10 protein-coding genes and 1 tRNA gene are annotated in these 13,859 nt (G+C 68.4%); 5 read left to right on the forward strand and 6 right to left on the reverse strand.

The window, feature by feature from the left end; all coding sequences use genetic code 11:
* Window positions 1-1,193 precede the first annotated feature (1,193 nt).
* The 5 genes from E8A74_RS21455 to E8A74_RS21475 all read left to right on the forward strand — a co-directional run bounded on the left by E8A74_RS21455 (window position 1,194) and on the right by E8A74_RS21475 (window position 6,693).
* Window positions 1,194-1,586 (forward strand): hypothetical protein, encoded by a 393-nt coding sequence (locus E8A74_RS21455; RefSeq protein ID WP_136930918.1) that lies wholly within the window; start codon window positions 1,194-1,196, stop codon window positions 1,584-1,586.
* A 124-nt stretch (window positions 1,587-1,710) separates the two neighbouring features.
* Entirely contained in the window at window positions 1,711-3,393 is a 1,683-nt protein-coding gene (locus tag E8A74_RS21460) for a 1-acyl-sn-glycerol-3-phosphate acyltransferase (protein WP_136930919.1), read from the forward strand.
* Complete coding sequence (locus E8A74_RS21465) at window positions 3,390-4,373, forward strand: NAD(P)-binding domain-containing protein (protein ID WP_136930920.1); 984 nt, start codon at window positions 3,390-3,392, stop codon at window positions 4,371-4,373. Before E8A74_RS21460 ends, E8A74_RS21465 begins: the two co-directional genes overlap by 4 nt.
* Window positions 4,374-4,457: 84 nt before the next feature.
* Window positions 4,458-6,002, forward strand: coding sequence for a serine/threonine protein kinase (locus tag E8A74_RS21470; protein WP_136930921.1), 1,545 nt, complete (start codon window positions 4,458-4,460; stop codon window positions 6,000-6,002).
* A 43-nt stretch (window positions 6,003-6,045) separates the two neighbouring features.
* Window positions 6,046-6,693: an HAD family hydrolase gene (locus E8A74_RS21475; RefSeq protein ID WP_136930922.1), complete on the forward strand. Its 648-nt coding sequence runs from the start codon at window positions 6,046-6,048 to the stop codon at window positions 6,691-6,693.
* A gap of 18 nt (window positions 6,694-6,711) precedes the next feature.
* On the opposite strand, the gene E8A74_RS52510 is transcribed toward E8A74_RS21475, so the two are convergent.
* From E8A74_RS52510 to E8A74_RS21505, 6 genes are all read right to left on the reverse strand, one after another.
* Window positions 6,712-9,087 carry an MYXO-CTERM sorting domain-containing protein gene (locus tag E8A74_RS52510; RefSeq protein WP_170229269.1) on the reverse strand — a complete coding sequence of 792 codons (2,376 nt, stop codon included), beginning with the start codon at window positions 9,085-9,087 and terminating at the stop codon, window positions 6,712-6,714.
* A gap of 137 nt (window positions 9,088-9,224) precedes the next feature.
* Window positions 9,225-9,785, reverse strand: a complete 561-nt coding sequence (locus tag E8A74_RS21485; RefSeq protein WP_136930924.1) for a hypothetical protein — start codon at window positions 9,783-9,785, stop codon at window positions 9,225-9,227.
* A gap of 96 nt (window positions 9,786-9,881) precedes the next feature.
* A tRNA-Leu gene (locus E8A74_RS21490) sits at window positions 9,882-9,963 on the reverse strand.
* An 87-nt stretch (window positions 9,964-10,050) separates the two neighbouring features.
* On the reverse strand, window positions 10,051-11,136 hold the full coding sequence (locus E8A74_RS21495; protein WP_136930925.1) for an ATP-binding response regulator: 1,086 nt from the start codon (window positions 11,134-11,136) through the stop codon (window positions 10,051-10,053).
* A 147-nt stretch (window positions 11,137-11,283) separates the two neighbouring features.
* The gene (locus E8A74_RS21500) at window positions 11,284-13,011 is read right to left on the reverse strand and encodes a carboxypeptidase-like regulatory domain-containing protein (RefSeq protein WP_170229270.1); all 1,728 of its coding nucleotides are present in this window, start codon (window positions 13,009-13,011) and stop codon (window positions 11,284-11,286) included.
* 50 nt (window positions 13,012-13,061) lie between these two features.
* Complete coding sequence (locus tag E8A74_RS21505) at window positions 13,062-13,829, reverse strand: hypothetical protein (protein ID WP_170229271.1); 768 nt, start codon at window positions 13,827-13,829, stop codon at window positions 13,062-13,064.
* Window positions 13,830-13,859 lie beyond the last annotated feature (30 nt).

Raw genomic sequence — 13,859 nt, forward strand, 5'->3', positions numbered from 1 at the left:
TGTTCAGGAAAGCGACCGCACAAACAAAGTGCCTCGGGCGCGTTCGACAGCGACAAAACGCCTGCTAGTCGTTCGAAGTCCTGGATCTCCAGGGTCAGAAACGCGAATGGCGGACCTTGCAGGGCCCGCCATTGCGCAACCGACCAAAGCCGGTCCTCCGCGAAAGCAACGTGGTGATACCACGCGTGAAGGGCAGGTCAAGCGGTCGGATTGTCTCCCATTGCGCCCACGGGGCGCGGAGGTGTCCGATGAACGCAGCATTTCTTGCTCTGCCTTCCGAGGAGCGTATGGCCATGTTCATTGCTTGGACCGAGCATCGTGCTCGTAAAGAGCGTCCGATCTCGGACGATGAACGTAAGATGGTGGCGGATGCGTTGGGGGTGACGCAGTTGGAAGAGCCGCGTGCGCGGCCCCTCGGCCAAGACGTCACCCCCGAGCCCAACGCGCGCCCCGTCTCCGTACCTCGGGAAGGCCAAAGCCCAGTTGAGTCGCTGCATGTCAGGGGCGTGTCGGCCGCGGTTCCGCAAAGGAGGCGTGGGCTGAAAAGTAGGTAGCTTCAAACCAAGCGCGGAGCGAAGCTGCGTAGCGCCTCGTTTCAGCCAGCGCCTCCTCGTATGGCACCCCCGTGGCGTTCTCGTTCATGGGGGTGCTGGCCCTCGGGTGTAGGGGGATGTGGTGACGAAGATCCGGAAGTCTCCAGCGCTGCATCATGTTCTCCGACAAACCGGGTGATCAAAGTTGATCGGTACCCGTGGACGAGACTTCGAGACGCGTCCACGAGACTTCGAGGCGCGTGGGCAAGGCATGGAGGCTCACCCGGCGCATCTCCAGGTCGTGTGGACGAGACCGCGGGGTTGCGTGGGAGGGGCGCGTTGACGGTACAAATGTAGGTGTGGTAACGTCTGCCGGCGTCGAGGGGACGATGATGCGGGCGTACCTTGTGGGGCTTGTTCTTGCGCTGGCCGGGATGACGGTGGGGTGTGGGCCCGCGGGGACGGTGACCGCCGTGCAGTGCAAGGACCCCGCATGGTGCCGCGAGCAAACGGACCTCTGCTACAACGGTTGCTCGCACCCCAGCGCGCGGTCGGACTGTGGAGAGTGTTGCGCGCGTAACTCGACGACATGTACCGATTGCAGCGGACCTTTCAGCTTTTCACGTTGTGGTGATTGATGCGTCTGTCGAAGGACTGTTCATGCGAGACGTAATCCTCCTGGGCCTCGTGGTCATGACTTTCGGCGTCGCCTGCAGCCGCTCGGAGTCGGCCCGCTTCGTCCTCGAGAACAACAAGGTCGAGCGCGTGGAGGGTTGCCACCTCTTCATGAACGCCTGGAACGCCACGGATGAACGTGGTGGTCCGTGGGCAGTCATCGAATTCGTATGTGACGTCCCCGAATCGGTCCAACATGAAAAGGAGTGGTGGGGGGACAAGCCCCACCCCTTGGCTTTCACCATGGGCGTGGGCGAATGCTTGGTGCTCGGTAAAAAATTTTATTGCGTGGAGAGTATTGAACCGGGCGAAGTGACATTCAAAGCCACCTACGAATGGGTGACTCGTCACCACGACCACATCAAGCCGCTCCCCTGACCTTCACCGCGCCCGCCCCTTCCAAAACGTCCGCCTGAGCCGAGCGCGCGCCGCCCCCTCGCGCACGCTCCCCGCGCACATCTCCCTCGCGCCCGGCCGCGAAATTTCCTACACAATATCCGCCATGCAGGACGACGCCCCCATCTTCGGGTTCAACGCGGCGCGGGAAGACATCGTGCGGACCGTGGTCTCGCGCGTCGTGCTCTCCACGAAAGACCCGCTTCTCGCGCTCAACGACGCGGCTTACCACGAGACCAAGCGCCTCGAGGCCAGCAAGCGCGGGCCCGAGGAGCAGAAGGAGCTCGCCGAGTGGCAAAGGCTCGCGCGCGCCCTCGGCCGCATGCCCGACGGCGAGCGGCGCGAGAAGCTCGCCTCCATCGTCGAGCACGTCGGCTGGGACGTCGCAGGGAACTTCGACCCACGCGTGTTCAAGGTGTCGTCGAAGCTCCTGCCCCCGATCGTGACGTACCTGCTCGCGCCGCGGACGCTCGTGCGTCTGGCCCGCGATCCGAAGCAGCTCGTGAGCCTGTCGGCGCTCGACGACAAGGTGCGCGTCGAAGGGCCGGTCGAGGAGCTGCGCGAGCTTTCGCGGCAAGGGACGGCGGTGTACGTCCCGACACACCTGTCGAACATGGATTCGATCGTGTTCGGCTACGCGCTCGAGCGCGCCGTGCTGCCGCCCGCGACCTACGGCGCAGGCAAGAACCTGTTCACGAACCCCGTGCTCTCGTTCTTCATGCACAACCTCGGCGCCTACCGCGTCGACCGGCGGATCCGGCACAACCTCTACAAGGACGTGCTGAAGACGTACTCGTGCGTGCTGCTCGAGCGCGGCTACCACTCGCTGTTTTTCCCGGGCGGGACACGTTCACGCTCGGGCGGCGTCGAGCGGCGGCTGAAGCTCGGGCTCATGGGCACGGCGATCGAGGCGTACGCGCGGACCTTGATGGCGAACCGGGAGCGGCGCGTGTACTTCGTGCCCGCGACGATCAACTACCTGATCACGCTGGAGGCCGAGACGCTGATCGCGGACTTCCTCGCGGAGGCCGGCAAGGGGCGCTTCATCATCGAGGACGACGAGTCGTCGCGCGTCGGCCGCGTGACCGCGTTCATGCGCAAGATGTTCGACATGCAAGGCGCCGTGGTGATCCGCTTCGGCAAACCCATCGATCCCTTCGGCAACATGGTCGACGAGCGCTGCCGGTCGTTCGATCGCCGCGGGCGCGAGGTGGATCCCGCGAGCTACGTGAAGGATGAAAGCGGGCGCGTGACGCTCGATCCCGTGCGCGACGCGCAGTACACGCGCGAGCTCGGCGACGAGATCTGCAAGGCCTACCTGCGCGACACGGTGGTGCTGGAGACGCACGTGGTCGCCGCCGCGAGCTTCGAACGGCTGCGGCGCGCCTCGCCCGCGTCGGATCTCTTCACGGTGCTCCGGCAGCGCGACGTGGTCGTGGTGCCGCGCGACGAGCTCGCCAAGGACGTGGTGAAGCTGCGGGATCGGCTGGTCGAGCTCGCCGATCGTGGCGAGATCGTGGTCGGCGGGTTTCTCCGGACCGCCTCGGGCGGCGACATCGTGGAGCGGGCGCTGCGGGCCTTCGCCGGCTACCACGCCTCGCCCGTGCTCGCGTCGCGGCCGGAGGGGCTCGCGATCATGGACACGAATCTATTGTTTTATTATCAGAACCGGCTCGCGGCCCACGGGATGGCCTGGGACGTCATCGCGCCGCCGGGCATGCCACCCGCGCGGCCGCCGGTCTTCGCCCCACCCGCGGCGCGCGACGCGGCGCAGGGAGGTTTGTCGTGACGGATCGTCAGGTGCCGAGCGTGGGGATCGTGGGCGGCGGGCCCTGGGGGCGGGCGCTCGCGACGGCGGCGCGCCGGACGGGCGCCGAGGTCGTGTTGCACTCGCGGCGAGATCAACCGGGGGGTTTGGGGGCGCAGCTCCGCTCGTCGGAGCGGAGCCCCCAAGCGTCGACCGCCGATCCCGGCCTGCACGTGACGACCGATTACGCGGAGGTCGCGAAGGCGCGGCTCGTGGTGATCGCGGTGCCGTCGTCGGTCGCGCGGAGCGTGCTCCGGGCGCTCGGGGACCACCTCGGCGGTCAGCACCTCGTGGTGCACGGGGTGCGCGGGCTCGGGGTCGAGGGGCTGGAGACGGTGAGTGATCTCGTGCGCGAGGAGACGCCCGCGCGGCGCCTCGGCGCGCTCGGAGGGCCGGTGCAGGCCGGCGAGCTCATCGAGGGGCGGCCGTCGGCGATGGTGATCGGGTCGCGGTTCCCCGAGGTGATCACGGCCGCGACGCGGGCGTTCCAGGGCCCGAGCCTTCGGGTGTACGGGACAAACGATCTGCGCGGGCTCGAGTGGGCCTCGGCGCTCGTCGGTTGTCTGTCGATCGGGGTCGGCTACGCGGAGGAAGCAGGCGCGGGGCCGGGGCTTTTGGCGGCGCTGATCTCGCGCGGGGTCGACGAGGCGGCGCGGCTCATGGCGGCCGCGGGTTGCGAGGAGCGGACGATGCTCGGGCTCGGCGGGTACGGCGATCTCTTGGCGTCGATCGCGCTCGAAGACCGGCCGGAGGTGGTGCTCGGCAAGGCGCTCGCGCGGAAGGTGCCGCTCGATCAAGCGATCACGATGGCGAAGCTCCGGGTGGAGGCGATCCCGCTGATCCCGCGGATCGTGCGGTTCGCGGAGGAGCATCGGGTGGACGCGAACACGTTCGGGGCACTCTCGGAGATCCTCGCCGGCGGGCGCCCACAGGCCATGCTGGATCGCATGTTCACAGGTTGATCGTGACGCCGGGGCGAGCGCGTCGAAAACCTGCCGTTCCGGTGCGGCGGATCCCGCTTGCGCGGATGCGTGATCGGAACGAACATGGGCTCCGTGTCTGCCGCGCAGAGCCTAGCCGATAAGGAGCCGGTGAGCGTCGGCAAGTACAAGCTGATCGCGAACCTCGGCCGTGGAGGCATGGCCGACGTGTTCCTCGCCGTGGTCGCAGGGCCTCTCGGCGTGAACAAGTTGCAGGTCGTGAAGCGGCTGCGCGCCGAGTTCGCCGAGGATCCCGAGCGCCGGGAGATGTTCCTCGACGAGGCGCGGATCGCGACGCGCCTCAATCACCCGAACGTGGTGCAGACGTTCGAGGTGCACGCGGACGAGGGCGTGTACTTCATCACGATGGAGTACCTCGAAGGCGCGCCGCTGAACCGGCTGATCAACCGGTCTTCGCGGACGAAGACGCCGGCGCCGCCCGGGGTGCTGCTCCGGATCCTCGCCGACGTGCTCGCAGGGCTGCACTACGCGCACGAGCTCGCCGATTACGACGGCAAGCCCTTGAACATCGTCCACCGCGACGTGAGCCCGCACAACGTGATCGTCTCGTACGACGGTCAGGCCAAGCTGCTCGATTTCGGGATCGCGAAGTCCGACGTGCGTTTGATGGAGACGCGCACGGGAATCATGAAGGGCAAGCTCGGGTACATGGCGCCCGAGCAGGTGCGCTGCAGGCCGCTCGATCGGCGCGCCGACGTGTTCGTCGCAGGGATCGTGCTGTGGGAAATGCTGGCCGGCCGGAAGATGTGGGACAAAGCCGCCGATATGGAGGTGCTCCACAAGCTGGCGACCGGCGAGATGGAGGCGATCGAGTCGGTTCGTCCCGACGTACCCCCGGCGCTCGTGAAGATCTGCGCGAAGGCGCTGGCGTACGATCCGGCGGAGCGATATGCGACCGCGGCCGAGATGCGCGTGGCGCTCCTCGGTTATCTCGACGGCGCAGGGCTGCGCGTGACGCCGGAGGACATCGGCAAATACGTCACGTCGGTCTACGCGGACAAACGCACCGAGATCCGGAAGATCATCGAGCGGCAGATCGCGAAGCTGCGGCAAAGCGAGGCGGCGTCGCCGTCGGCCGAGGACGCGCCCGCGTCGTCGATGCGCGTGCTGCGCGGGGATACGGCGCACGGCGGGAGCGAGCCGGGCGTGGGGGCGAGCCTGCCGAACCTGCGCAGCATGCCGCCGTCGATGGAGGCGCCCGACGCGCTCGCGCCGGAGATCCCGCCGCCCCCGAGCCTGCCCTCCACAGCGGCGATCGAGCCGGCGCCGGTGACACCGACGCTCGACCGGAACCCCGGGCCAAAGACGGAGCCGCCCGCGGTGCGGACGAAGGAACGAGCGCCCGTCGAGGCGCCGGCAGATCTGGTTGAGGCGGCGCCCGAGTCGTCGGGAGGGTCGGACCGCGTTCGCCTATTTGTGGCGCTCGTGGTGGTGCTCGCCGCGGCGGTGGGCGCGTTCGTGGCGCTTCGGTTCCGACAAACCCATACGCCGCCGGCGCCGCCCGCGGCCGTGGGGACGTCGCAGGTGGATCCGAAGCAGCCGGGCGCCGGGCCGGTCACGCCGGCCGCGACGACGACGCCCCCGAAGTGAAGCGCTTGCCGGGGCGGCATGCCGTGCTAGTCGCCCGCTCGACATGAGCCGTTTCTCGCCACGCGCGTTGATCTTCGACATGGATGGGCTGCTCGTCGACTCGGAGCCGCTCTGGCACGAGGTGGAGCGCGCATTCGCCCGCGCGCGCGGGGGCGAGTGGACCGACGAGATGGCGCTCGCCTGCACGGGGCAAGGAATCGGGCGGATCGTGCACATCATGGGGGAGCACATCGGCTTCGAAGTGGACGAGGCGCGCGACGTGACGGAGCTCGAGGATCGGTTCCTCGCCCACGTGGAGGGTCTTTCCCTCAAGCCGTTCGCCCGCGCGTTCCTCGACGAGGCGCGGGGGCGATTGCCGATCGGGCTGGCGTCGTCGTCGCCGCGGCGGCTGATCGACGCGAGCCTGAAAAGGTTTGGCCTGACGGACCATTTCGACGTGACGGTGTCCGGGCAGGAGGTGCCGCGGGCGAAGCCGTGGCCGGACGTGTATTTGCGCGCGGCGGAGCGGCTGTCGGTCGGGGCCGAGGGGTGCCTCGCGCTGGAGGATTCGAAGAACGGGGTGCGGGCCGCGAAGGGCGCGGGGATGGCGGTGATCGCGGTGCCCGAGGGGGACGGGGGCGCGTTCGTGGAGATTGCGGATGTGGTGGTGAGGAGCTTGGAGGAGGCGCGGGCGCTCGTGCGGTTGCCGTAGCGCCCGGGCCTTGCGGAATCAGCTCTGCCGGCGGCGACGCGCGAAGAGGGCCGCGACGGCCGCGAAGGCGGCGAGCGAGGCGCCCGCGGGGACGCTGGAGGAGCCGGGGACGGCGCAGCCGCAGCCGCCCGGGTCCGTGACGGGCGGGGTGGCGGGGTTGCCGCCCGCGCCCGAGCCGCCCGCGCCACCGGCACCACCGGCGCCACCGGCGCCGCCCATGCCGCCCACGCCGGACGATTGAACCGGGGTGAACGTCAGGTTCGTGAAGAGGCCGTCGCCTTCGCCGGCATTGGCGATCATCACGTAAGCCGTCTTCATGCCCGCCGGGACCATCGCGATGGTGTTGTAGGCATTGATGCCCTGGGAACCGCCGCCGTCGGGCGTGAGGACGACGGTGTCGGCCGTGGGCTTGAAGGGCCCATACGTGAACTGGAGAGGCTCCTCGCCGTAACGGACGAGGACCTTGGGCTCGAAGCTGCCGCCGCCGCCGAGCGGAGAACCGCCGCCCATGGTCGCGCCGTCGAAATCGATGGTGAGCGATTCGGTGTTCTCCGGCAGGAGGACGCGGACCTGGATGACGCCGGGCACGTACCCTTGCTGGTTCGAGCCGATGTTCGCGCCACCCACGCTCGGCGCGATCCATGCGCCGAGCGTGCCGCCGCTCGTGCCGACGAGGAGCGGGCCCTCCATCGTGGAGCCCTTGAATTCGAGGATGCGCGTGCACTCGGGCAGGACGCCGCGCGTGGTGAAGGCCGCTTCAAGCTGGGCGACGACGGCATCGCCGAGCAGGGAAGTCTTGACCTCGGCCATGATGAGCTCGGCCATGTCGTGATAATGGAGGTCACCCGAGGGCGCGGCCTCCATCGCGGCGAAGACGGCGAGGTCGAGTTCGGGCTTCTGGGCCTCGGTCAAACCCTTGCGGACGTCCCAGAGCGCGCCCGAGAAGAGGGTCGCGTCCTGGTGGACCTGGCCGGCAATGGCCGCGGGGCACGCGTCGGGGGCCGCGAGGCTACGAATGGCCTTGCCGCTCGGATCGGCGTCCAGGACGGCGTATTCGCCGACGTCGGGGTCACCCGTGATGGCCGACGAGAAGTAATCGGAAAGGCCCTCGTTCATGCCGCCCGGCGAGAAGACGATGCCGTACGCGTCACGGTGCGGGGTGCCGACGAGCTGGATCGTCGCATTGACGACGGCGTGCGTGAACTCGTGGTAAATGACGTCGCCGTCGTACGCGTAATCCTTGACCGGACCCTGGCCGAACATCATGGCGCCGCCCGTGATGCCGAAGAGCAAGCCGAAGGGATTCGAGGGATCCGCCGGCGAAAAGAAGGCGTTCTGGAAAGGAACGAGGGGAACGTTGGGGTTGCCGAGATTGGCCGGGTTGCCGCCGAACAGACCGTCGGGCATACGGAGGTTCGCGACCGCGTCGATCGGGCCCTGCTGGACGAGGAAATCGGATTTGAAGGTCCTGAAAAACCGATACGCGATCTCGGTGTGCGCATACATGTGCAGCTCCGAGAACGGATCCTCCGGCGCCGTATCCTCGGCGGGCGTCGTCGACATGAAATCGAGCGAGCCGGCATCCGCCTCCACCGTCTGCAAGAGCTCACAGACGTGAATGGCGAAACCCATGATGTTCTTCGTCGTCTTCATGTCGATGCAATTGCGCGCGACGACGAGGGGGCTCGAGAGCTTGTTGGCCCCGTCCGGCAAATTCAGCGTGACGGACTGCGTCTGCGGAGATTTGACGGGGTTCGAGGGGAACACGTTGGCCTCGTGCAGCGAGACCGCGGCATTGTAACGCGCCACGATGTCGCCGGTCTGCGCGTCGACGACGACGACGGGCGCATACGGAATGGCGAGGCCCGCGGTATAAAAATGCCAGGCGAGGACATTGCCGCCGCCCGACGGCCAGATCACGAGCCGGGCCTTCTTGGGGTCCATGTCGACGCCGGACGATTTGGAGGCCTTTTCGGCGACGTCCTCGGCCGAGAGCGCGGGCACGACGCTCGCGGGCAGGTCCTCGGCGAGGCGCGCCGCGACGATACGCGCGACGCCGTTCTCGCCGAACGAGACCGTGGCGCCACGGTGAAGCACGGGCACGCCCTGGTGCATCTGCGGCATCTTGACGATGCGCCGGCCGTCACGGAGGGTCGCGTCGCGCGCGGGGCCGAGCGAGAGGCTCTGCGACCAGGGCGCGCGCTCCGCGAGGATGGTGCGCGCCGACGCTTCGAGCGCCCGGGGCTCCGCATCCTTGGCCGCGACGAGCGGCTTCTGCGCGGCGGGCGAGAACGCGCCCACCTCGAGCAGTGTACGCGGCCCGGAGGCGGCGAACGCCGTCCCGCCGAGCGCGAGGACCATCAAGCTTGCCGAGAAAGAGGAGAAAAAGCGCATCGTTGACCCTTGCTTTGGGAAGTCCGAGGACGTGGGGACACGCACGGGAGGGCGCGTCCGAATGCAATCCTAGGAACCCGCGAAAGCGAGAGCAACGATTGGAATCGTCCGGCAGGAATGTAGCGACGGAAAATGGACTAGTCGCGAAGGCTTTCGCACCGCGGGCAAGCCGCCTTGAGCCGCTCGTTCGCGCGATCGATGCGCTGCTGCGCGGCCGCGCAACGGTCGTCCTCTTTTCCAGCGAGATCGCAGAGGCGCGTGGCCGCGCGCTTCATCGAGGCGTAGGCGCGGCACGCGCCATGGCAAGGCGACTCCTCGCTGCCCGCCGACGTCGCCTCGGGCGCCACGGGCTTGGTGGGCGCCTTGCGCGCTGCATCCGTGGGCGCCGCAGGCGGCGCAGCACCCTCCGCAGAGGATTTCGCCTCGTCCGCCACGACCATCACGTTGAGGAAGGAGATCTCCCAACGATCGAGCTCCGTCGCGGCGTCGTCCGGGGTCCGGAGATCATCCGACGCGACCTTCGCCGACGCCGTGGCCGCAGGGGGCGGCGGCGGCGCAGCGGACTCAGCGGACTCGGCCGCGATGTCGACCGCCGTCGCCGGGGCCTCCCCGGACTTCGGAGCCGCCGCACAAGCGACGAGCGCGATAGGCACGAGCGCAAGGACCAAGGACGCCGGACGCAGGAGACGCAAGGACATGTCGAAACCCCCAAACGCGAAAAAGGCCGGCACCTTACGGTGACCGGCCCTTTTCTCTTCTTTCGGACTCGCGGTTCCTCATGAACCGCTTCGGGGTGCGAAGGGCGGGACTTGAACCCGCACGGTGTTACCCGCTAGCACCTCAAGCTAGTGCGTCTGCCAATTCCGCCACCTTCGCTCGGAACCGCTTGCTTCGAGGCGACGGAACCTACCCGGTTCGCCCCCAATGTCAAACACTTTTTTCGAGGCCCCCCAAGCTCGCCCGTCAGGTCGTGAGAGCCACGACAATCTCACCGATCTCGAAAGGCTTGCGCACAGCCTTGACCTCGAAGGACGCAGGCAAACCCGACAGGTCACGCACGTTGCCCGAGATGAGGACGATCCGCACCGAGGGGTTCGTCTCGCGGATCTCGACGAGCGCGCCGTGCACGTCCGCGCCGAACGGCGAGAGGTCGCAGAGAGCCGCGTCGACGCGGCCCGTCTTCAAGGCGCCCGCGAGCTCGGCGCGCGCGCGCACATGCACGATGGTCGCGCCGCGCGCCGCGAGCGCCGCTTCGAGCAGATCGAAGACCGCGTCGTCGTCCTCGACGACGAGGATCCGTTGGCCCGCGAGGACCATCGCCGGCTTGCGGTTCGAGTGCGGCGGCGCAGGCGGCATGGAGGGGCGGCGAGGCCAGCGAAGCTCGAACCGCGCCGAAGGTTCGGCCCGCACGAGCGAGAGCGAACCCCCCGACTCGCGCGCGAGCGCCGCCGCGTAACGAAGGCCGATGCCCGCGCCGCCCGCGCGCGTGGTGACGCCCGCGTCGAGCAAGTTCGCGCGGCGCTCGACAGGCACGCCCGGGCCTTCGTCGGTCACGCCAAAGACGACGTCGTCAGGTCCATCGAGCGTCGCGTCGAGGAGCACGGCGCCACGCGAAGGCGAGACAGCGACGGCGTTCAGCAGGAGGTTCGTGAGGATCTGCAAGATGACGGAGGTGCCCGGCAGATGCGCGGCTTCGAGCGCAGGGTCGAGCGAGGTGCGGAGCTCGACACCGCCACGCTTGGCCTCGGGCTCGCAGCCCTTCGCCGCCTCGGCGAGGATCGTCGCGACCGAAGCGGGCACGTCGTCCGGTACGTCGGCGCCGATGGCGCGACGAACGATCTGCCTCGCGTGGCGCGCGCGTGAGGCCGCGATGGCGAGCGCGTCCTCGACGGTGGGGAGGGAGTCGATCTCGCCGCGCGCGCGATCGATCCATCCAAGCACCACGGTGAGCGCGTTCGAGACCTCGTGGAGGACGCCCGCGAGGTCTCGATCGGTCGGGCGTCGCAACGCCTGTTCGACGTCGATCCGCAGGCTCTCTTTGTCGGCCAAGGGCCCGCGGCTCGCCTCCTGCGATGCCCCTCGTCCGCGCGCCGTCTCGTCCTTACCACCGGTGTCGGACTCCGCCACGCCTCCAGCCTATCCCGGACCGAGGCGAGCGTGTACCCCCGGGACGCAGGCGCGAGACAGCACGCGCGCCTACCTCGAAAGTGCGAGGGACGGAGCAAGAGGCAACTTGTAACGGCCTGCAAAATCCGTGGCTCCCTCCGCAATCTGAATCACCACGGTCTCTTCGGTGCCCGACGCCGTGACAGGCATCCACGCGCGGACGGTCGCATTCGGGACGATCTTGCCGAGAGGATCACGGACCTCGCCGCGGAGCACGACGGGGTACGGGAGGACGAGCGTGTTGAAGTCGAAGGGCTGGCCGACGAGGATCTTGACCTGCGGATTTGCGATCCACGGGTAGAGCGAGTCGGACGGCGGGACGACGACCAGATCCGCGAGGCCCGGATCGGCGAGCAAGGAGAACTCGCCCGCGAAGCCGAGCGGCGTCGACATGGGCTGCGAGGCCGGCGCGTCGGCGAGGAGGCTGCGCGAGAGGTACGGGCGCGCAGGCGTGCGCGAGGGGAAGACGGAGGCGGAGCCGAACGAGAGCGGGCTGCCGTTCGGCAGAACGACCTCGCCGGAGACGACGGACTTGTCCCGGACCGTAAAACCCTTGCCGCAGACGCAGTCGCCGTCGGCGGGGACCTCGAAGCCGTCCTCGGTGGTGACGGCCTTCGTGAGGTCGAACGTGGGGTGCGTGGTGACGCGGTACTTGCCAGGCGGGAGGAGCACGGTGAAGCGGCCCTCGGTGTCGGTGTCGACGACGGCGCTGTAGATGGCGCTGTTCGAGGCGTTGCCGGAGAGTTCGAGGCTGCGGAAGGAGACGGTCGCGACGACGGGCGCGCCGTGGGCGTCGACGACGGTCGACATCACGCTGCGGCCGACGGCGTCGAGGTCGATGAGGGTGAGGTCGGCCTGGATGTTCTTGCTGTCGGGGTTGAGGGGGCTGAGCGAGGCGACCTGCCAGAAGAACTTGGGCGCGTCGGGATCGTCGGGCGGCGGCCGGAGGCGGAGGATGGGCGAGCTCTCGAGGCCGAAGTCCCAGTAGTACTCGAGGTTGTAGGTCGTGAAGAGCGCGAAGGGCGGATCGACCGTGAGGACCTGCGTGCGCGAGATGGGGATGCCGTGCTTGGGCTCGACGACCTCGATCGACCAGCCGTTCAGGTCCTTGCCCTCGGGGAAGGCGATGCTGCCGGAGATGAGGCGCGGCGCAGCGGAGAGGTGGAGGTCGATCTTGCCGCCCTGCGAGACGTCGATGCCGCGGTAGTACATGGGCGGCGGCGGAGGCGCGGGGCAGTTCTCGGGGGCGCGCGGGACGACGTGCACGTCGTAGATGCCGGGCGGGATCTCGACCGAATAGGCGTCCGTGCTGCCCGGCTGGATGACGGCCTTGGCCTCGTGATCGGGCAGGCCCGCGTGCTGCGCGTCGCGGTAGAAGGTGAAGTCCGCCTGGAGTTTGCCCTCGGGCGAGAGGGGGCAGCCCTTGTAGTCGTAGTCGACGAAGAGCTCGATCGGCGAGACGACGACGTGCGAGAGCGCGATGTCGTGGTCGACGACGAGGCCCGCGCTCGACTGCGCGACGAAGCCCTCGCCGCCGAAAGGCACGAGGTAGGGCGTGTTGGCGCCGGTGTTCGCCTCGGCCGTGGGGCGCACTTCGAGGATGAGCCCGGGGAGATCGACCTTGGTGCCGACGCAGGTCGGAAAGCCGTCGACGCTGACGCAGACGCCGCCGCCTTCGCAGTCTTCGTCGGAGGAGCAAGCATTCACGGCATCCGCGCCGACACCCTCGAGCGCGAAACATCCCGAGAGGGCAGGCATGGCCGCAAGCACGAAGAAAGCTGAAGTCAAGAAGAAAGCGCGTTTCAAGGTCAACCTCCCGTGGTCCCGGCGTCCTTCATGTCGCCCGTCGCCGCCGTGGGATCGAGCGGACAACTCGCTGCGGCGGAGGGGCAGTTTTCCAGGATCGGAGGACAGTCCCCGACGCCGCATTGCCGAAATTGCCAGGTGATCTGGCTTGAATCTCGGAGATCCTTGGGGCAGCCCGTCTGCGTGTCGAATTCGTGCGTGACCACGAGCGTGAGACGATGGCAGCCCGCATCGAGCGGATACACCGTGGAGTTCCAACGAACCCCCACGAGCGGGCGTGGGCCATCCGCCAGGGTCGCTGCCGGTAGCTCCTGGAAATTCGGAAATGCCCACCGGAACGGTTGGTTGAAGGCGTTCATTTCACCGTAATCGACGTAAAGGGCGACCTTGACGGATTCGCCCGCGTCCTCGGACGCGACGGACGCGACGATCGGAAACTCGGGCAAGCCGAGGTCGCCGCCCACGAGCAAGATGGAGCGCGGATCGGGGTCGAGGCCCGAGGCGACGAGGATCGGCGGTGTCTGCTGAGGCTCGTACGTGACGGGCTCCGCGGTGACGAGGCAACCCGGCGCGAGCACGGCGAGCAGGAACGCCTGAAGCGATCTTCGGGCCAGCGCGCCGAAGCCCTGGAAATGGCCTTCAGGCAAAGACGGACGGCGCCGCACCCCTGACAGCGCTGTCAGGTCCTGGAGAGCCTCCGGCGCAAACGAGCGGGCGGGCGAGAGCGGACGAGCGACGAGCAAGGGCACCTCCTTTTTGGGCAGGGGCACGGCGTAACAGCCGCCGCGCGAGCCCCTCCA

The sequence above is a fragment of the Polyangium fumosum genome, from assembly GCF_005144585.1.
GTDB lineage: Bacteria > Myxococcota_A > Polyangia > Polyangiales > Polyangiaceae > Polyangium > Polyangium fumosum.

What these genes read in the sequence shown, in the direction of transcription:
- E8A74_RS21455 (WP_136930918.1), top strand. Translation starts at nt 1,194, where the DNA reads ATGCGAGACGTAATCCTCCTGGGCCTCGTGGTCATGACTTTCGGCGTC.
- E8A74_RS21460 (WP_136930919.1), top strand. Translation starts at nt 1,711, where the DNA reads ATGCAGGACGACGCCCCCATCTTCGGGTTCAACGCGGCGCGGGAAGAC.
- E8A74_RS21470 (WP_136930921.1), top strand. Translation starts at nt 4,458, where the DNA reads ATGGGCTCCGTGTCTGCCGCGCAGAGCCTAGCCGATAAGGAGCCGGTG.
- E8A74_RS21475 (WP_136930922.1), top strand. Translation starts at nt 6,046, where the DNA reads ATGAGCCGTTTCTCGCCACGCGCGTTGATCTTCGACATGGATGGGCTG.
- E8A74_RS52510 (WP_170229269.1), bottom strand. Translation starts at nt 9,087, where the DNA reads ATGCGCTTTTTCTCCTCTTTCTCGGCAAGCTTGATGGTCCTCGCGCTC.
- E8A74_RS21485 (WP_136930924.1), bottom strand. Translation starts at nt 9,785, where the DNA reads ATGTCCTTGCGTCTCCTGCGTCCGGCGTCCTTGGTCCTTGCGCTCGTG.
- E8A74_RS21500 (WP_170229270.1), bottom strand. Translation starts at nt 13,011, where the DNA reads ATGCCTGCCCTCTCGGGATGTTTCGCGCTCGAGGGTGTCGGCGCGGAT.